This window comes from Flavobacterium sp. (genome assembly GCF_013822155.1).
Lineage (GTDB): Bacteria > Bacteroidota > Bacteroidia > Flavobacteriales > Flavobacteriaceae > Flavobacterium.
In genome coordinates, this window is record NZ_PNJW01000003.1 from 18,445 (window position 1) to 38,424 (window position 19,980).

General features: G+C 32.6%; 17 protein-coding genes. 8 read left to right on the forward strand and 9 right to left on the reverse strand.

Annotation, left to right across the window (positions count from 1 at the left end):
* Positions 1-181 precede the first annotated feature (181 nt).
* The 6 genes from C0512_RS01365 to C0512_RS01390 all read left to right on the forward strand — a co-directional run bounded on the left by C0512_RS01365 (position 182) and on the right by C0512_RS01390 (position 9,399).
* Positions 182-2,587 carry a DUF5916 domain-containing protein gene (locus tag C0512_RS01365; protein ID WP_290858308.1) on the forward strand — a complete coding sequence of 802 codons (2,406 nt, stop codon included), beginning with the start codon at positions 182-184 and terminating at the stop codon, positions 2,585-2,587.
* A gap of 53 nt (positions 2,588-2,640) precedes the next feature.
* The gene (gene gpmI, locus C0512_RS01370; protein WP_290858310.1) at positions 2,641-4,158 is read left to right on the forward strand and encodes a 2,3-bisphosphoglycerate-independent phosphoglycerate mutase; all 1,518 of its coding nucleotides are present in this window, start codon (positions 2,641-2,643) and stop codon (positions 4,156-4,158) included.
* 131 nt (positions 4,159-4,289) lie between these two features.
* Complete coding sequence (locus C0512_RS01375) at positions 4,290-4,961, forward strand: TetR/AcrR family transcriptional regulator (RefSeq protein ID WP_290858311.1); 672 nt, start codon at positions 4,290-4,292, stop codon at positions 4,959-4,961.
* A 4-nt stretch (positions 4,962-4,965) separates the two neighbouring features.
* Entirely contained in the window at positions 4,966-6,642 is a 1,677-nt protein-coding gene (locus tag C0512_RS01380; RefSeq protein ID WP_290858312.1) for a peptidase domain-containing ABC transporter, read from the forward strand.
* A gap of 2 nt (positions 6,643-6,644) precedes the next feature.
* A complete protein-coding gene (locus C0512_RS01385) occupies positions 6,645-7,991 on the forward strand; it encodes an HlyD family efflux transporter periplasmic adaptor subunit (RefSeq protein ID WP_290858313.1) in 1,347 nt (448 codons plus the stop codon).
* Positions 7,992-7,998: 7 nt separating this feature from the next.
* On the forward strand, positions 7,999-9,399 hold the full coding sequence (locus C0512_RS01390; RefSeq protein ID WP_290858315.1) for a TolC family protein: 1,401 nt from the start codon (positions 7,999-8,001) through the stop codon (positions 9,397-9,399).
* A 47-nt stretch (positions 9,400-9,446) separates the two neighbouring features.
* Here C0512_RS01390 and C0512_RS01395 read toward each other — a convergent pair whose 3' ends face one another.
* Complete coding sequence (locus C0512_RS01395; protein WP_290858316.1) at positions 9,447-10,733, reverse strand: acetyl-CoA hydrolase/transferase C-terminal domain-containing protein; 1,287 nt, start codon at positions 10,731-10,733, stop codon at positions 9,447-9,449.
* A 168-nt stretch (positions 10,734-10,901) separates the two neighbouring features.
* On the opposite strand from C0512_RS01395, the gene map reads away from it, so the two are divergent.
* Positions 10,902-11,723 (forward strand): type I methionyl aminopeptidase, encoded by an 822-nt coding sequence (gene map / locus C0512_RS01400; protein WP_290858317.1) that lies wholly within the window; start codon positions 10,902-10,904, stop codon positions 11,721-11,723.
* On the forward strand, positions 11,720-12,490 hold the full coding sequence (locus C0512_RS01405) for a class I SAM-dependent methyltransferase (RefSeq protein ID WP_290858318.1): 771 nt from the start codon (positions 11,720-11,722) through the stop codon (positions 12,488-12,490). The genes map and C0512_RS01405 overlap by 4 nt, the downstream gene beginning before the upstream one ends.
* Here the strand turns inward: C0512_RS01405 and C0512_RS01410 are convergent.
* The 8 genes from C0512_RS01410 to C0512_RS01445 all read right to left on the reverse strand — a co-directional run bounded on the left by C0512_RS01410 (position 12,483) and on the right by C0512_RS01445 (position 19,967).
* Positions 12,483-13,502: an FAD:protein FMN transferase gene (locus tag C0512_RS01410; protein WP_290858320.1), complete on the reverse strand. Its 1,020-nt coding sequence runs from the start codon at positions 13,500-13,502 to the stop codon at positions 12,483-12,485. The genes C0512_RS01405 and C0512_RS01410 overlap by 8 nt on opposite strands.
* Positions 13,480-13,845, reverse strand: coding sequence for a Na(+)-translocating NADH-quinone reductase subunit F (locus tag C0512_RS01415; protein WP_290858322.1), 366 nt, complete (start codon positions 13,843-13,845; stop codon positions 13,480-13,482). Before C0512_RS01415 ends, C0512_RS01410 begins: the two co-directional genes overlap by 23 nt.
* Before the next feature lie 153 nt (positions 13,846-13,998).
* On the reverse strand, positions 13,999-15,300 hold the full coding sequence (gene nqrF / locus C0512_RS01420) for an NADH:ubiquinone reductase (Na(+)-transporting) subunit F (protein ID WP_290858324.1): 1,302 nt from the start codon (positions 15,298-15,300) through the stop codon (positions 13,999-14,001).
* Positions 15,301-15,325: 25 nt separating this feature from the next.
* Positions 15,326-16,087 carry an NADH:ubiquinone reductase (Na(+)-transporting) subunit E gene (nqrE, locus tag C0512_RS01425; RefSeq protein WP_290858326.1) on the reverse strand — a complete coding sequence of 254 codons (762 nt, stop codon included), beginning with the start codon at positions 16,085-16,087 and terminating at the stop codon, positions 15,326-15,328.
* Positions 16,088-16,092: 5 nt separating this feature from the next.
* The gene (locus C0512_RS01430; RefSeq protein ID WP_290858327.1) at positions 16,093-16,755 is read right to left on the reverse strand and encodes an NADH:ubiquinone reductase (Na(+)-transporting) subunit D; all 663 of its coding nucleotides are present in this window, start codon (positions 16,753-16,755) and stop codon (positions 16,093-16,095) included.
* 5 nt (positions 16,756-16,760) lie between these two features.
* Positions 16,761-17,444 (reverse strand): FMN-binding protein, encoded by a 684-nt coding sequence (locus tag C0512_RS01435; protein WP_290858329.1) that lies wholly within the window; start codon positions 17,442-17,444, stop codon positions 16,761-16,763.
* 2 nt (positions 17,445-17,446) lie between these two features.
* Complete coding sequence (locus C0512_RS01440) at positions 17,447-18,610, reverse strand: NADH:ubiquinone reductase (Na(+)-transporting) subunit B (protein ID WP_290858330.1); 1,164 nt, start codon at positions 18,608-18,610, stop codon at positions 17,447-17,449.
* Between the two features lie 7 nt (positions 18,611-18,617).
* Positions 18,618-19,967 (reverse strand): Na(+)-translocating NADH-quinone reductase subunit A, encoded by a 1,350-nt coding sequence (locus tag C0512_RS01445; RefSeq protein ID WP_290858332.1) that lies wholly within the window; start codon positions 19,965-19,967, stop codon positions 18,618-18,620.
* Positions 19,968-19,980 lie beyond the last annotated feature (13 nt).

The following is a 19,980-nucleotide window of genomic DNA, read 5'->3' on the forward strand; positions in this document are numbered from 1 at the left end:
TTCATTTTTTGGAAATAATTCATTTTAGTGAATCAATTGAATAACGCTTTCTTTTTCAAATTAGTATCTAAAAACTGTAACAATTCAATAAAAAAACGTCTTTATAGTATATTATCTTAAGGAAATGATAAAGTAATTGCACTTGGAAAAGCTTTATCTAATTTTGAACATTATTTACTTTATGAAGCATTTTAGCCAATTTTTCTTATTTGTTTTTCTCTTTTTTGGAATTGATGTTGCTTTTGGCCAAAAAAAATCAGTTCAGGCTATCCGAATAACAGAAAATATTGTTGTAGACGGCACATTAAACGAATCATCGTGGGAAAAAGCTCCTCTTGCAAAAGATTTTGTGATGTATGAACCGGATAATGGTGCATTAGAAAAACCCGAAAAAAGAAGTGAAGTTAAAATTATATATAATGATAACGGTATTTATATTGGGGCATCACTTTATGATAATGAAACTACAAAAATTGAAAAGGAAATCACCCAAAGAGATATTTTTGGAACTGCTGATATATTTGGAATATTTCTAAATGGTTTTAACGACGGTCAACAAGATTTTCGTTTTTTTGTTACAGCCGCAGGAGTTCAATTGGACTGTTTGGCAACTGAAAATGGGGAAGATTTTTCTTGGGATGCCATTTGGAAAAGTGAAATTTCCGTTACTGATTTTGGTTGGGTTGTTGAAATGGAAATACCTTATGCCGCTTTACGCTTTTCTAAAAATGATAAACAAATTTGGGGACTTAATATTTTTAGAGAAATTCGGCGAGACAGACATAATTATGTTTGGAGCCATATTGATAGAGCGAAAGGCTCTGTTATCAACCAAGCAGGAATTTTAGAAGGAATTGAAAACATCCACACTCCAACCCGATTATTTTTCATTCCCTATACTTCCGGTTATATTGAATCAAACGATAAAACCACAAATAGCACCGGGAAAATTGGAATGGATATTAAATATGGAATTAATGATTCTTTCACTTTAGATGCAATTTTAGTGCCTGATTTTGGACAAACTGCATTTGACAATGTCGAGTTAAATTTAGGCCCATTTGAACAACAATTTAATGAAAACAGACCCTTTTTTACAGAAGGAACTGATTTGTTTTCAAAAGGTGATTTGCTCTACACAAGAAGAATTGGCGGGCCTCCCTCCACCTACCCTACAACAAATGAAAATGAAACGGTTACAGACTATCCAAATACAGTTGACCTGATTAATGCCGTAAAAATTTCAGGAAGAACGCAAGATGGACTTGGTATTGGATTTTTAAATGCTGCAACTGCAAAAACGTATGCTAAAATAATTAACAACGAAACAAATGAAACCCGCGAAGAACTGGTTGAACCTCACACTAATTATAATGTTTTAGTGTTTGATCAACGTTTTAATCAGAATTCGTCAGTTTCTTTTATCAATACAAATGTGACAAGGTTTGGTGATTTTCGTGATGCAAACGTTACCGGAATTGTCTATAATTTAAACACAAAGGGGAATAAATTTAATGTTTCCGGAGATGTAAAAATGAGTAGTATTTATGATGATGAAAAACCAAATGGTCATACGGCTTATTTAAATTTAGCTAAAACATTTGGCCGATATCGTTATTCTGTTGCTTCAAAATATGTTTCAAAAGATTTTGACAATAATGATTTAGGAATCAATTTTGTTACGAATTATCATAATGTTTATGCTAATTTTAATTACCGAATAGTAAAACCTACTAAAACCTACAATTCCTTTCAACTTAATTCAAATTATTATTTAGAAATTGAAAACACAACCGGAAAATTGCAGGAAAATTGGATTAATGTCAATGTAAACTCCTCCACTTTAAAAAACGACTATATCGGTTATGGCTTTTTAGTAAGTCCATTTGTTACTTATAATTTTTACGAACCCCGTGTTCCTGGGAGGTATTTAGCTTTTCCTGCCACGGGAAATGCCTGGGTGTTTTTCTCTTCAAATTACAACAGACGATTTGCAATCGACGTTGAGCCCTCAGTTCGTTTTTTTGATCAAAAAGATAGAATTAATTATAGTTTATATGTCAGCCCAAGATACCGATTTAATGACAAATTCACTTTAATTTATAATGTATCTTTTTCAAAACAAAACAGTGATATTGGTTGGGTCGATCAAGTTGATTCTGAAATTATATTAGCCGAAAGAAATCGATTTACTTTCAATAACGGATTTTCAGGGAAATATGCACTGAATAACAAAATGACTATCAATTTAACTTCTCGTTATTATTGGTCATTTGCTGAAAACATAAAGTTTCACACCTTACAAGAGGACGGTACATTTATACCAAACGATACTTATAATGCTGATAAAGATTCTAATTTTAATGTTTGGAATTTTGACGTTTCCTATTCTTGGTGGTTTGCTCCGGGAAGTCAGATTACTGCTTTATATCGAAACAATGCTCAATACTTTACAAATGAAATAAACAAAGATTTTGGCTCAAACGCAAACAACTTAATAGATAACAGTTTGAACCATGTTTTTTCTTTAAGTCTTCGCTATTTTATTGATTATAACAAAGCAAAAAATTGGTTTAAAAAAGCCTAATTCTTCGCTTATAAAGCTATACATTCTTTATCTTTGTTCTAAATTTTAATCTAATGAACAAGAAAGTAATCCTGATGATTTTAGACGGATGGGGACATTCGCCAGATCCTAAAGTTTCCGCAATTGATAATGCCAATACCCCTTTTATTGATTCTCTTTATAAAAACTATCCAAATGCCGAATTACGTACAGATGGTTTAAACGTTGGACTTCCTGAAGGTCAAATGGGAAATTCTGAAGTAGGGCATATGAATTTAGGTGCCGGTAGAATTATTTATCAAGAATTAACACGAATAAATTTAGCCGTAAAAAACAAAACATTGAATGATGAAAAAGTGCTCCAAGATGCTTTTTCTTACGCCAAAATCAATCATAAAAAAGTTCATTTTTTAGGTTTGGTTTCCGATGGTGGAGTGCACTCTCATACTTCTCACCTAAGAGGATTATTAGATGCCGCTCAAGATTATGGTTTAGATAATATTTATGTTCATGCCTTTACCGATGGACGCGATGTGGATCCAAAATCAGGAAAGGGATATATTGAAGATTTAGAAAAATATTGTGCAAAGTCAAAAGCAAAATTGGCTTCTGTTTGTGGTAGATATTATGCTATGGATCGCGATAAACGTTGGGAACGTGTAAAAATCGCTTATGATTTATTGGTTAATGGCATTGGAACTCTTTCAACTAATGCAACAGAAACCATTCAAAAAAGTTATGATGCGGATATTACCGATGAATTTATCCAACCTATTTTAATGACCGATTCTAATGGAAATGCTTTGGCAACCATTGAAAATGGTGATGTAATAATCTTTTTCAATTTTAGAACAGACAGAGGTCGACAACTTACCGAAGCTTTATCTCAAAAAGATTTCCATGAACAAAATATGCATAAATTGAATTTGTATTATGTAACAATGACCAATTATGACGAAACCTATCATAATGTAAAAGTGATTTATAATAAAGATAACATCACCGAAACTTTAGGCGAAGTTTTAGAAAAAAACCACAAAAAACAAATAAGAATTGCCGAAACAGAAAAATATCCACACGTAACTTTCTTTTTTTCCGGTGGACGCGAAGAACCGTTTGAAGGCGAAACACGTATTTTAAGAAATTCTCCAAAAGTAGCTACTTACGATTTAAAACCTGAAATGAGTGCTTTTGAATTAAAAGATGCTTTGGTCCCTGAACTGCAAAAAGAATCAGTAGATTTTGTTTGCTTAAATTTTGCCAATGGCGACATGGTTGGCCATACAGGTGTGATGGAAGCCGCAATAAAAGCTTGTGAAGCGGTTGACACTTGCGTGAAAGAAGTGATAGAAACGGCATTGGCACATAATTATACAACTATAGTAATAGCTGATCACGGAAATTGCGAAACTATGATTAATCCGGATGGTAGTCCAAATACAGCTCATACCACAAACCCGGTACCGGTTATTTTAGTAGACAAAGATTTAAAATCAATTAAAAATGGCGTTTTGGGCGACATCGCTCCTACAATACTTCATTTAATGGGAATTGCAAAACCTGAAGCGATGACAAGGGAATCGTTAGTTTAAAATTACCTGATTTTTTTAATTAAAGCCATTCAAATCGAATGGCTTTTTTTATTAAAAATAAGTTAATTACTTTCAAAATCAATAGTAATACTATTATTTTTGCGGTGATAAAAATCACTAAAAAGAATTTAATGAAAAATATCTTAGAAGGATTAAAAGTAAATATCAGTAATAAAATCTATATAAAAGACCCGGAGACCTCGGATTTGGGCAAAAACATTATAGAAAACAGCATTCTACTTATCAATGAAATTGGTTTTGACAATTTTACTTTTAAAAAATTAGGAGAAAAAATCGGTTCCAATGAAAGTTCGATATATCGCTATTTTGAAAACAAACACAAACTGCTTTTATATTTATCTTCTTGGTATTGGGGCTGGTTGGAATTTAAAATTGTGCTTGCCACCACAGGCATTTCTAATCCAATGGAAAAATTAATTAAAGCTCTAGAAATTGTTACAGAAGAAACTACTGAAGACAATAATCATCCGCATATCAACGAGGTAATTTTAAATAACATAGTAGTTTGTGAATTTTCAAAATCCTATTTAACAAAAGAGGTGGATGACGAAAACAAAGAAGGTTATTTTTTAATATACAAAAGAGTAATCAATCGTATTGTAGAAATGGTTGTTGAAGTGAATCCTAATTATCCGACTACAAAAAGTTTAATTTCAACAGTTATTGAAGGTTCATTACATCAACATTTTTTGAAAAACCATTTTAAAACAATAACAGACTGCAACGACAAAACCACACCAACCGAGTTTTTTACAGCATTGGTTATAAAACAAATTAGTTAGTCAAATGAAAAAAGAATCAACTTCGTTAACCCCTTTAAAAAGATTTATTAATTTATTGAAATTAGACAAAAAAGATATTTATCAAGTATTTTTTTATGCTATTTTCTCTGGAATTGTGAGTCTTTCGTTACCATTGGGAATTCAAGCAATCATCAATTTAATTCAAGGTGGAAGAGTTAGTTTATCATGGATTATTTTAGTTTTTGTTGTCATTATTGGAGTAGCCTTTAATGGTGTTTTAAAACTCATGCAGCTAAGAATTACTGAAACTATTCAACAAAAGATATTTATTCGTTCCTCTTTTGAATTCTCTTATCGCTTTCCAAAAATTAAATATACGGAATTCAACAATTCCTATCCTCCTGAATTGGCCAATCGCTTTTTTGACACACTTACCGTTCAAAAAAGTGTAGCGAAACTAATTTTAGATTATTCAGAATCATTATTACAAATCATTTTCGGATTGTTGTTACTTTCTGTTTACCATCCTCTATTCATACTTTTTGGATTGCTATTATTCATTGTTTTATATTTAATTTTTAAACTATCCTTTCAAACCGGATTGAAAACGAGTTTAACTGAATCAAAATATAAGTACAAAGTTGCTCATTGGATACAAGAAATCGCTCGAAATTATTTTGGGTTTAAAAGCAAGGTTGAAGCTGATTTTGCCTTATCAAAAAATGACAGATTGGTGACAGAATACCTAAAATCAAGAGAAAGCCACTTTCAAATCATCAAAAGACAATTTATTCAATTGATTGGTTTTAAAATTTTAATATCTGCCGGGTTATTACTAATTGGTGGATTCTTAGTGATTAATCAACAAATCAATATTGGACAATTTGTAGCTGCTGAAATTATCATTTTGTTAATTATCAATTCCGTTGAAAAAATAATCATTGGTTTAGAAACTTTTTATGATTTGCTGACTTCGATTGAAAAAATCGGACAAATTGTAGATATGGAATTAGAAGAATTTTCAGATGAAGAGCACAACTATTGTTATAAAAATATATTATTTGAAATTGATAGTTTGAACTTTTCATTTCCAGATTCCAATAAGAAAGTATTAAACAATATTTCTTTAAAAATCAATCAAGGGGAAACCATATATCTGGATGGAAATAACGGTTCAGGCAAAACAACTTTCATGCGAATTTTAGCCGGTTTAATTCAAACCAATACCAATTCGATTTATTTAAACGATGAGAACTATAAAAAAATTAATATTACACAGTATCGTTCACAAATAGGTATCATCACGGCCGGACAAACAACTTTTGAAGGAAGTATTCTTGAAAACATCACATTTAACAATAACTCGGTAGCTCCTGAACGCTTAAAATGGGTTTTGGATAAAGTAAAACTCACAGATGAAATTAAAAAAATGTCCAATGGCTTAGACGAATATATATTAACCGACGGAAAACAATTATCTTCTTCTATTACTCAGAAAATAGTATTGGCTAGAGCGATAATAAATCATCCAAACATATTGTTTTTAGAAGATCCTTTTGACAAAATGGACAATGAACAAGCCAAAGAAATCATCGATTTTATTGTTTCCAAAGAAAACAATTGGACCGTTATTGTGACTTCTAAAAATGAATATTGGAAACAAAAATGTGAACGAATTATAACACTGGAGAAAGGAAGATTAATTTCAGATACAAACTAATCATGCTAAATATTTCTAATAATAATATCAACAAAAAAGTAGATTTAACTCGTTTTGAAACAATTAAACAGTTAAGTGTAAGACCCTATTTTAAAACTTTTAACCGATTGTTAAAATGGTTTTTAATAGGGAGTGTTTTATTCCTATTATTACCTTGGACACAAAATATTCAAGGTTCAGGTTATGTTACCACCGTTTCTCCGGAACAAAGACCTCAAACCATTCATACCGCTATTGCCGGAAGAATTGAAAAATGGTATGTTGCCGAGGGTCAATATGTAAACAAAGGCGATACGATTTTGTTTATTTCAGAGGTAAAGGAGGATTATTTTGACCCTAATTTGGTTGCCAATACCGAAAATCAAATGAAAGCCAAAATGCTTTCTGAAGGTTCTTATGAAGATAAAGCAAGTGCTTTGTCAACACAAATTACTGCAATTGAACGAGAACGAATTTTAAAATTAGAACAAGCCAAAAATAAAATAGAGCAATCACTTTTAAAAATCAAAAGTGACAGTATGGATTTGGAAGCTGTAAAAACACAATTAAAAATCGCTCAAACACAATTTAAACGTTCGCAAGATTTGAATAAAGATGGTTTAAAACCAATGACAGATGTAGAGGACAAACGATTGAAACTTCAAGATGCAGAAGCAAAAATCATCACACAACAAAACAAATATTTAACTTCAAAAAATGAATTACTCAACGCAAGAGTTGAAATAAACAGAATTACAGCTGAATATACCGATAAAATTTCAAAAGCTCAAAGCGATAGATACACAGCACTCAGCAGTCAGTTTGATACTGAAGCACAAGTGAATAAATTGCAAAATCAGGTTACTAATTACAAGATGCGTAACGAACTTTATTACATAAAAGCTCCACAAAATGGCTATGTAAACCGTGCGTTGCAATCCGGTCTTGGCGAAACAATTAAAGAAGGTACTCCGGTTGTGAGCATTATGCCTTCTAAATATGATATCGCTGTGGAAACCTATATTGACCCAATTGATTTACCACTAATTCATAAAGGAGAAAAGGTTAGAATTTGGTTTGACGGATGGCCTACTATTGTTTTTAGTGGATGGCCAAACACTTCCTACGGAACTTTTGGAGGTTCCATCGTTGCTGTTGAAAATTTTATCAGCACGAATGGAAAATACCGCATTTTGATTGCTCAAGATCCATCCGACAAACCTTGGCCTAAGCAACTAAGCATTGGTGCGGGAGCTCAAACTTTCGCCTTATTAGACAATGTGCCGATTTGGTATGAACTATGGCGGAAATTAAATGGTTTTCCACCCGATTTTTATACGCCAAAACAAACCAATGAATCAAAAAAATAAGGAAATCATGAGAACAATAATTGCTTGCTTTTTGCTTTTTTCTGTTTATTCTTGGTCGCAAAACAAAGCTTCTGATAGTATTTTAACGTTGGACGCCTATTTAGGCTATGTCAAACAATTCCACCCCTTAGTAAAACAAGCTAATATTCAAGTGAGCCAAGCTCAAGCAGGAATTATTGCAAGTCGCGGTGGATTTGATCCAAAAATAGAAGTGGATTACGAAAACAAACAATTTAAATCGACTGAATATTATGATTTATTGAATACCACCTTCAAAATTCCCACTTGGTATGGCGTTGAAATAAAAGCAGGTTTTGATCAAATGGATGGTGTGTATTTGAATCCGCAAAACACTACTCCCGATAACGGATTAGCAATACTCGGAATTTCGGTGCCTTTAGGTCAAGGCTTACTTATTAATAATCGCATGGCCGACTTAAAAAAGGCAAAATTATACGCAAAATTATCGCAAGCAGAACGTGATTTGGAAGTAGCTAATGTTCTCTATTTAGCCTCTAATAGTTATTTCAATTGGTACAAAAACTATAATGAATTCAAGCTATATGAAACTTTTTTAAAAAATGCAAAAGTAAGATATGATGGTATTACAAGTTTAATATCTGCCGGTGACCGGCCGGCAATTGACAGTGTTGAAGCAGGAATTTTGGTAAAATCCAGACAATTAAGTTTAGAACAATCGCGATTAAAATTAGTTAAATCAAAATTAGAACTTTCAAATTATTTGTGGTTTGACAATAATTTACCGTTAGAATTACAAGATTTTATTACACCGGAAACTGCCTTGGAAAAAACAGTTGAAAGTACGTTAAAAACAAATGGATTATTGCTTGCTAACATTGATTTTGAAAATCATCCAAAAATAAAATCACTTCAAAATAAAGTCAGCATTCTAGAAGTAGACAAACGGCTCAAAGGGAATCTGTTATTACCAACCATTAATTTAAATTACAATTACATCTCGGAACCTGAGTTTGTTGAAGATTTTAATACGTTAAATTATAAATATGGTGTAAACTTTAGCTTCCCTTTATTTCTAAGAAAAGAAAGAGGTAATTTTAAAATAGCCAAATTCAAATTGCAGGATGCTGAATTGGATTTACAGTTTGAAAATCAGGTTTTGAAAAATAAAATCGAATACCAATTGGAAGAAATTAGTTCGTTAAAAAATCAAATAAACATTGCAAATGAGTTAGTAGCAAATTTCAAAACAATGTTAGATTCTGAAGAAAAACTATTTTTATTTGGAGAAAGTTCTTTGTTTATAATCAATTCTCGTGAAAACAGCCTACTTAACACCAGTTTGCAACAAATTGATACACAAGTAAAGTTTTGTGTCTCAAACTCCGATTTATTTAAATTGATTGCAAATCCGGAATTTAATAATTAAAAAACTGCTTTGCTTTTCATGAAAAACAAAGCAGTCAATAATCTATCTTAGCAAACTAATGGTTTGATTTCCATCAGCTCATAATAAGCTTTTTCAATCCATTCGCGATGGTTCGGATGAGCTATTTTGACCATTTCTGAAACTCTTTGCTTTAATGTTTTACCATAAAGATTAGCAATTCCATATTCAGTTATGATGTATTGCACATGTGAGCGAGTTGTTACCACACCGGCTCCTTGTTTTAAAAAAGGAACTATTCTGCTTTCTCCTTTTTTAGTAACAGAAGGTAAAGCAATGATGGCCTTTCCACCAACACTCAAGGAAGCTCCACGTATAAAATCCATTTGTCCGCCAACACCTGAATACATTCTACCACCAATTGAGTCTGCACAAACCTGACCTGTCAAATCGACTTCAATAGCAGAATTAATGGCCACCATTTTTGGGTTTTTTCGAATTCGGGCTGTATCATTTACGGCTGATGATTCTTTCATTTCAATGAATGAATTATCATCTACAAAATCATATAAACGTCTAGAACCCATCAAAAATGTGGCTAAAACACGTCCACGAGTAGTTCCTTTATAATTACAATTGATAATATCTTTTTCAATTAAATCTATTACTCCGTCCGAAAACATTTCGGTGTGTAAACCTAAATCTTTGTGATTATACAATTTACTTAAAGCTGCATTTGGAATTGACCCAATACCCATTTGTAGTGTGCTTTTGTCTTCAATAAGTGAAGCAATATATTCTCCAATTTTTTCTTCTTCAGGGGTGAAGGCTTCTATCCCGTGAGAAAAAATGGGCACATTTACTTCAACCAAATAATCAATTTCTGATTCGTGCAAAATACCATCCCCAAAGGTTCTAGGCATATTTGGATTGACCTGAGCCACAACAATTTTAGCATTTTCTACAGCCGCCAGCGAAGCTTCCACAGAAACCCCTAAAGAACAATAGCCATGCCTATCAGGTGGTGAAACATGAATAAAAACAACATCTAAAGGCAATACTTTTTTTCGAAACAACATTGGTAATTCACTCAAAAAAACAGGCGTGTATGAGCCATTTCCGGCTTTCAATGTGTGGCGAACATTAGCCCCAATAAAAAAAGAATTAACATGAAAACTTTCAGCTAATTCAGGGTTTGCATACGGAGCATCTCCTTCGGTATGAAGGTGACATATTTCTACATTTTTTAATTCGCTGGCTCTTTCTGCCAAAGCTTTTGTCAAAACAGTTGGGGTTGCAGCAGCTGCTTGTATATAAACTCTATCACCTGATTTTACGGCCTTAACGGCTTCCTGTGCGGATACATATTTACTCATAATATTAAATTTTAGACAAAGATAAAATCAAATTTATGCATCAAAGATGATATTTCTCATTGTTTTTATTTTTTTGGTTAGAAAAGGCGTTCGTGCCAAAAGTAAAGCTACTAAAGAAAATAATAAAAACAACAAAAAAGTGTACCTTTGTGCCTTTAATTTTTGAAAATGATTATCCCAAAAACAAGAGAAGAAATTGAATTAATGCGTGAAAGTGCATTGTTGGTTTCTAGAACATTAGGTGAAATTGCGAAAGAAATCAAACCCGGTGTTACAACATTATATCTAGATAAATTAGCTGAACAATACATCCGAGACAATGGTGGTATACCCGGTTTTTTAGGATTATATGGTTTCCCAAATTCACTTTGTATGAGTCCAAATGCTCAAGTAGTTCATGGTATCCCAAACAACAAACCTTTAGAAGAGGGCGATGTTATTTCGGTAGATTGTGGTGTTTTAAAAAATGAATTTTACGGTGACCATGCGTATTCGTTTGAAATTGGCGAAGTAGCTCCGGAAGTAAAAAAATTATTAAAAGTTACTAAAGAATCACTTTATGTTGGTATCCGCCAATTTAAAGCAGGTAATCGAGTGGAAGACGTGGGAAATGCTATTCAAACCTATTGTGAATCGCATGGTTATGGAGTTGTGAGAGAATTAGTAGGTCATGGATTAGGTAGAAAAATGCATGAAGATCCGGAAATGCCTAACTATGGCAAAAGAGGTCGCGGAAAGTTATTTGTAGAAGGAATGGTTGTTGCTATTGAACCGATGATAAACATGGGAACAAAAAACATTAAGCAATTAAAAGATGGTTGGACAATTTTAACTGCTGACATGAAACCAAGTGCTCACTTTGAACATAACGTCGCCTTAATTGATGGTAAACCTGAATTACTTTCTACTTTTAAATATATTTATGAAGCTTTAGGAATAGTTAGTCAAGAGGAAGATGAATTTAGAAAAAATCCTTTGGTTGTTAAATGAAAAGATTATTCAAATTTATTTTAAACACTATCCCTCGCCCGATATTAATTCGGTTGAGTTATCTAGTCCGACCAATTTTAGCTTTTTTATTGAAAGGAAATCGATATACCGACCCAATTGATGGAAAAAGTTTCAAAATGTTTTTGCCTTATGGCTATGGAAAACAGCGTAATAATGTGTTATCTCCAAGCACACTTTCGTTAGAAAGACATCGATTGTTGTGGTTATATTTGAACAAGGAAACCGATTTTTTTACTGCACCAAAAAAAGTTCTTCACTTTGCTCCTGAACAAGCATTTTATAAACTATTTAGAAATCAAAAGAATTTAGATTACACAACCACTGATTTATTTTCGCCATTGGCGGATGTTAAAGCAGATATTTGTAATCTCCCTTTTGAAGATAATTCGTATGATGTTATTTTGTGTAACCATGTTTTAGAGCATATTCCGGATGATACAAAAGCAATGCAGGAATTATATCGTGTTTTAAAACCCGGTGGGATGGGGATTTTTCAGATTCCACAGGATTTATCAAGAACTACCACTTTTTCAGATGATTCGATTACGGATGAAAAGGAACGAGCTAAAATATTTGGTCAATATGACCACGTTCGGGTTTATGGTAGAGATTATTTTGATAAATTGAGAAGTATAGGTTTTACAGTACTTGAAGAAGATTATACATCAAAAATTTCTTCGGAATTAGTAGAAAAATATTGTTTGTCAAAAGGGGAAATTATCCCGGTTTGTTTTAAAACTAGTTAATAATCAGTTTTTCAAAATTAGCAGTTTTAAACTGTTGTATTTGATTATTTTCATCCGTATAAATCAACAAAACATACAAATCTGTTCTTTTTTGAAGGAGTTTTTTAGTTTCAACTAAATCCATTATCATAAATACAGTAGCAAAACCGTCTGCATCTATACATTTTGGAGCTAAAACGGTTGCACTCAAAATCGAGCTTTTTTCTGAAAGTCCTGTTTTTGGATTGATAATATGTACAAATTTCTGACCTGTTAAACTATCCACTTTTACTTTTCGATAGTTCCCGGAAGTAGCCATTCCTAAATTTTCCAATTTAATTTTAGCTATTAATGTTCGCTTTTCTGGAGATTGTGTTGGATCATCTATTCCAACAATCCAATTCTTTTTTTCAACAATATTTTTTCCAAAAGCGAAAATTTCACCTCCAATTTCAACTATGCCATTTCGAATGCCTTTTGATTTTAAAAAGTTGGCAACAACATCCACAGAATATCCTTGGGCAATAGCATTAAAATCGAAATAAGTTTCAGGATGTTTTTTAGAAATTGTTTTGTCTTCATTCAACTTAACTTTGTCAAAACCCACAAATGTCAGCAAACTATCAATTTTAGACGGGTTTAAATCTATTTTTTCTTTAACCGGTCCAAATCCATAGGCATTAACCAAAACACCTATTGTAGGGTCGAAAAGTCCGCCGGTTTCTAGATATATTTTTTGAGAAGTTTTGAATGTTTCCACAAAAAAATCATCTACCACAATGGTAGAGTCGCCCGAATTAATTTTTGAAATTTTTGAATCGGGTTTATAGGTTGAAAGAGATAAATCAAAGGCTATTAAAAGGGAATCAATTGATGCTTTTGTAACTACTTCATTTGAATTAACATACTTAATTGCATAAGTACTTCCTTGTGCTTCACCTTGAATCAAAAAAACTTGTTCACTTTGATTATCTTGACAACTTATCAAAAGTAAAATAAAAACTATTGCACTAACTAATTTCTTTAATTCCATTATAATTGATCATATAATCTTCATTTTTTGTAACCGGTTTTTCATAGTCATTAGCATTAGCAATTCCTACTCCTGCATAAAGGACTTTTGCTTTTAATTTGACAGCATGTGTTTTAAACGTTTCCATCCAAATTTCATCATATTCCTCCGGATTATTGGGATAATTATAAACCGTAACCAACACGAAATGGAGCGTATTGGTTGGTTTATCTACACAAACAAATTGCGGATATTTTTTTAACTGACTATTCACAGCAATGAACTCAAATCCTTGACTTTCGAGTTCTTTCCCAACATGATTCATGGCCAGATTGTGAAGTTCTTGTTTTGATAAACTTTCCATAAAACAAAAGTAAGGAGAAATAGGAAAAACAACTCTTAATAAAATCAAAAAAGGATTTGAAAGTTCTAGCAAAAATTAAACCATTAAGAAATTAAGCTTTATACTTTTTCTTAATGGTTTAAAATAAATTAACCTTTGAAAGTTTATAAAATACTATCCACCAAAATCATCAAAACGAATATTTTCAGGAGGCATACCGAAATCTTCACCCATTTTTTGAACAGCATTGTTCATCATTGGCGGACCACAGAAATACAATTCAATATCTTCAGGACTTTCGTGTTTTGACAAATAATTATCGATTACACAATTATGAATAAAGCCAACAAAACCATCGCCTTCACCATTAATGCCATCTTTCACTTTCCAATTATCTTCCGGCATTGGTTCTGATAAAGCCAAATAGAATTTAAAATTAGGAAAATCTTTTTCTAATGCTCTAAAATGATCTACATAAAATAATTCACGTTTTGAACGACCACCATACCAATATGTTACTTTTCTACCTGTTTTCACAGTTCTGAAAAGGTGGTATAAATGAGAACGCATAGGTGCCATTCCAGCTCCACCACCCACATAAAGCATTTCTGATTCACTTTCGTTGATGAAAAATTCACCGTAAGGTCCGGAAACCGTTACAGGATCACCTGATTTTTTTGAGAAAATATACGACGAAGCAACACCGGGATTAACTGCAGCCCAACCATTTTTAGCTCTATCCCAAGGTGGGGTAGCAATACGAACATTCAACATGATTTTTCTTCCTTCTGCAGGATAAGAAGCCATGGAATAAGCTCTTTCTACTAATTCAGGATTTTTCATCACTAATGGCCACAAATTAAATTTATCCCATTCCGCTTTGAATTTTTCAGGTTCGCCCGGATGCTCTTCAGGATGTGCCGTGATATCAATATCAGCATATTTTACTTCACATTCAGGAATTTCTATTTGAATATAACCTCCGGCTTCATAATGCATATCATCGGGCAATTCTACAATAAATTCTTTAATAAAAGAAGCCACATTGTAATTTGAAAATACTTTTGCTTCGAATTTTTTGATACCGAATACCTCTTCAGGAACTTCAATAATCATGTCATTTTTTACCTTTACTTGACATCCTAATCTCCATCCATCAGCTAATTCTTTTCTAGTAAAATTAGGTACTTCAGTTGGTAAAGCTTCGCCCCCTCCCTTTAGTACTTTACATTTACATTGTAAACAAGTACCACCACCACCACAAGCAGATGGTAAAAATATCTTACTATTTCCTAATGTAGATAACAAAGTGCTTCCTGCATTTACTTCAATTTCATTTTCTCCATTAATCTTAATTTTTACGGCACCTGAAGATACTAACTTTGATTTTGCATACAATAGCATATAAACCATTAGTAAAATAAGCACTAAAAAAGCTAAAATTGAATATATAATTAATTCTGCTATACTAAACATGAGTTTAATTTTAAATGTTATGTTATTACTTAACTACCTGATTTGAATCAACTTTTACAGAATCAACAGCTACTTGTAAAGAGTCTACAACCGGAACTATTTCTGGAGTTACTACTGGAATTTCAGCAACTTTTGGTTGTGGCTTTTTGTTAAATGCATTAAGATCTACACCGCCAAAACTCATGAAACCAATAGCCATTAAACCCGTAGTTATAAATGTTATTCCAAGTCCTCTAAGTGGAGGAAGAACATTTGAATATTCCATTTTTTCACGAATGGCAGCTAATAAAACAATTGCTATTGCCCAACCTATACCAGAGGAAAATGCAAATGTTAATACATGTCCAAAATTTGCATAAGTCCCTGAATCCACACGTTGTTGCATAAATAAAGAACCTCCTAAAATTGCACAATTAACTGCAATTAAAGGAAGAAATATTCCTAAAGTATTATATAATGAAGGTGAAAATTTCTCAACAATCATTTCAACTAATTGAACAATAGTTGCTACCGAAGCAATAAATAAGATAAAAGTTAAAAAACTTAAATCCAATTCAGCCATTGTAGGATCTAACCATTGCAGAGCACCTGGTTTTAATATATACTCGTACATTAAATAGTTTAAGGGAACGGTCATAACTTGCACAAAAGTTACAGCAATACCAAGACCAAGAGCTGAGGAAACTTTCTTAGAAATTGCCAAATAAGAACACATTCCTAAGAAGTATGCAAAAACCATATTCTCGATGAACATGGATTTCAAAAATATATTAAAATATTCAAACATAATTATTAATTTTTCTCAATTAATTTTTTATTTATCCCCCTCTGAACCCAAATAATCAATCCAACAATTATTAATGCCATTGGAGCCAAAAGCATAAAACCATTGTTTACATATCCCGAAGCATATGCTCCCGTTTTTTCAACAGAACTTCCTATTAATTCTATACCAAATAATTTTCCAGACCCTAATAATTCTCGAAAAAAAGCAACTATCATTAAAATGATACCATAACCTAATCCATTTCCTAATCCATCTAAGAATGAAGGCCAAGGTTTATTTCCTAAAGCAAATGCTTCAAAACGACCCATCAAGATACAATTGGTTATAATTAAACCAACAAAAACCGAAAGTTGTTTACTAACGTCATATGCATAGGCTTTTAACACTTGGTCAACACAAATTACCAACGCAGCTGCTACAACAAGCTGAACAATGATTCTAATTCGGTTTGGAATCAAATTTCGTAATAAAGATATAATCACATTACCAAATGCAACAACAACTGTAACAGATAGAGCCATTACAAAAGCATTTTTCATTTGAACTGTCACAGCCAATGCTGAACATATACCCAACACTTGAACGGTGACAGGATTATCATCATTAAATGGATTTGTAACTAACTTAATATTACTTTTTGAAAATAATCCTTCTTTTTTATCTGACATCTCGATTATTTTTTATGTGATTTTAAAAATTTTTCGTAGGGCTTCAAACCAGATGCTAACATATTTGTAACCCCATTTCCTGTTAATGTGGCTCCTGAAATAGCATCTACTTCACCGTCTTCTTTGTTATCTCCTCCTGTATATCCTTTAACAACTTTAACAGCTTGTAAACTACCGTTTGCATCAAAAATACTCTCACCTACAAATCTTTTAGTGAAAAAATCTTCTCTTATTTCAGCTCCTAAACCAGGCGTTTCTGCTTTGTGATCAAAAACAATTCCATCTACTTTAAGCTCTTCATTTATTGAAATATAACCCCAAATTGCATCCCAAAGACCCACACCTCTAACAGGTATAACATAAAATTTATTTCCTTCTTTTTCAGTAACAAATACTGGAAATTTATCTTTAGTCACTGCAATATCAATATTAAATGCATCATTGCCTATTTCATTTCCATTCACATCAAAAACATATTCCGCTTTAATGTATTTTTTATAAGCCAAAACAGAAGAGTCCCTCTCAACATTAATTCCAAACGATTTTAGGATATATTGTCTTTTTTCATTTTGAATGTTTTCATCCTGAGCCGGTTTTAATGTTGTAGCAGCAAATGCAAGTGCTGTAGCAACTATTACAACCATAACCGTAGCAAATAAAAAGGTATAACTATTAGCTTCTCTATTCATGATTATGCAGTTTTAATATTTTTTGACTTTGCCAATCGCTTCATTCTTTTGCTTATATTACTATTTACAACATAATAATCAATTGTTGGTGCAAAAGAATTCATTAATAATATTGAGAGCATAATTCCTTCAGGATATGCCGGGTTAAAAATTCTAATGGTCATAGCAAAAAAACCAATTAAAAAACCATAATATATTTTTCCTTTTGCAGTTTGAGCAGCTGAAACGGGATCGGTTGCCATGAAAACTATTCCAAAAGCAAATCCGCCAACAATTAAATGTTCATACCAAGCAAAACTCATTAAAGAAGTTAAACCGAATGCGTTGAACATTAAAGTAGTAACTATTGCTCCTAAAACACCTGAAGCCATAATTCTCCAACTTCCAACACCTGTTACAATCAGCAACAAAGCACCAATTAATACCGCCAAGGTAGATGTTTCTGCAACGGACCCCGGTATAAACCCTAAAAACATATCCATTGTTGAATAAGTAACTTCTTTACCTTGTGCTAATGTTCCCAAAATAGTTTCACCTGAAATTGCATCTGTGGTACTAGCTTCACTTACCCAAATTTTATCACCTGACATAAAAGTAGGATATGCAAAGAATGCAAAAGCACGAGCCAATAATGCCGGATTAAAAATATTCATTCCGGTACCTCCAAATACTTCTTTACCTATTACCACCGCAAAAGCAACCGAAATAGCTAACATCCATAACGGAAAATCAATTGGCATAACCATTGGTATTAGCAATCCCGTCACTAAATACCCTTCATTTACCTCATGACCTTTCCAGATAGCAAAGCCAAATTCAATTCCTAAACCTACTACATAAGATACAATAATCATAGGTAATACTTTCCACAAACCATGCGAAAATAAATTCCAAAATGACATATCAGCACCTTCAATTTGAACAAAATGTTGATAACCTGAATTGTAAATTCCAAATAATAATGCTGGAACCAAAGCCAACACCACCGTAATCATGGTACGTTTTAAATCCACAGCATCTCTGATATGGGCCCCATGTTTTGTAGTATGATTAGGTACATATAAAAAAGTATCTAATGCATTAATTGCAGGTGCAAATTTTTCAAATTTTTGCCCTTTCTCAAAAGGCTTTCTAATTTGGTCTATTTTATCTCTTAAAAACTTCATAACTATATTATCCTACTTCTTTAATCATTAAATCAAGAGCTTCACGAATTATTTCCTGAGCTTCTAATTTTGACGTGTTAGTATAATCAATCAAAGCAAAATCTTCTGGTGCTACTTCATATATTCCTAAGCTCTCCATCTTATCGATATTTCCAGCCAAACAAGCTTTTAATAATTGCATTGGATAAATATCTAAAGGCATCACCTCTTCCATTTCCCCCGTTACAACCAAAGCTCTTTCTTCACCATTTAAATTAGTGTTAGGCTCATATTTTTTTCCGGGCATTAACCATGATAAACCTGTTCTTGATGCACTATGTATGTTTGGGGAAGTAAAAGGCATCCATCCAAACATTCTATAATTATTACCTTCAGGAATAACAGTTACCATATTGGTGTAGAAACCAATATTTCCGTTCAAAGTCACTTTATTGCCAGATAAAACATCACCAGAAATAATTCTTACACTAACCCCTTTTAATTTTTCGGACACTAAATCTTCAACTTGTGCACCGATAATAACATTATAATATTGAGGCTCTTTTACTTCAGATCCAGCTAAAGCTATCGTCCTAGTTGCATTAAACTTTCCGCTTAAAAACAACTCACCAATTACAGCAACGTCTTGTGGCTTTACTGTCCACACCTTTTCTCCAGCGTTAATTGGTGAAATTTTTGAAATTTGAACTCCAACATTACCTGCTGGATGCGGACCATAAACTTGATGTAATGTAACTCCTTTAACAGCTTGAAATATAGATTTTCCTTTACCATTAATTGACAAATGAACTTTTCCATTCGATAATTTAGCTAAAGCATCAACACCCGCTTGAAAAGCTTGTAATTTATTTTCTAAAACATACTCAACATCTGCAGCTAATGGAGCAGTTGAAAAGGCAGAAATAAAAATAGCTTTAGGAGTATCAGCAGAATTAGCTATTACATCGTAGGGACGTTGATTAATGAATGGCCAACATCCTGAAGCTAATAAATGTGCTCTCACTTCTTCTGCTGACAAATCATTTGGATTTTTCTTGCTATGCTCAATAAAAACATCTTGAGTATCGGCAGCAATAAGAATCTCTAAAATGACTCTTTTTTCACCGCGTTTAATCTCTTGAATTTTTCCGCTTACAGGAGCAACAAACTTTATTTTCTCATCTGTTTTAGAGTAGAAAATTACTTCTCCTGCTTTGACGTTGTCCCCTTCTTTTAAAACCATTTTTGGAGTTACTCCATGAAAGTCAGAAGGTTTAACAGCATAGACTTTCGATCGAGCTACATCAGCATTTTTTTTTGCTGACTCACCCTTCAACTTAAGGTCTAAACCTTTTTTAATTCGAATGTCTTTAGACATATGTTATGAAGAT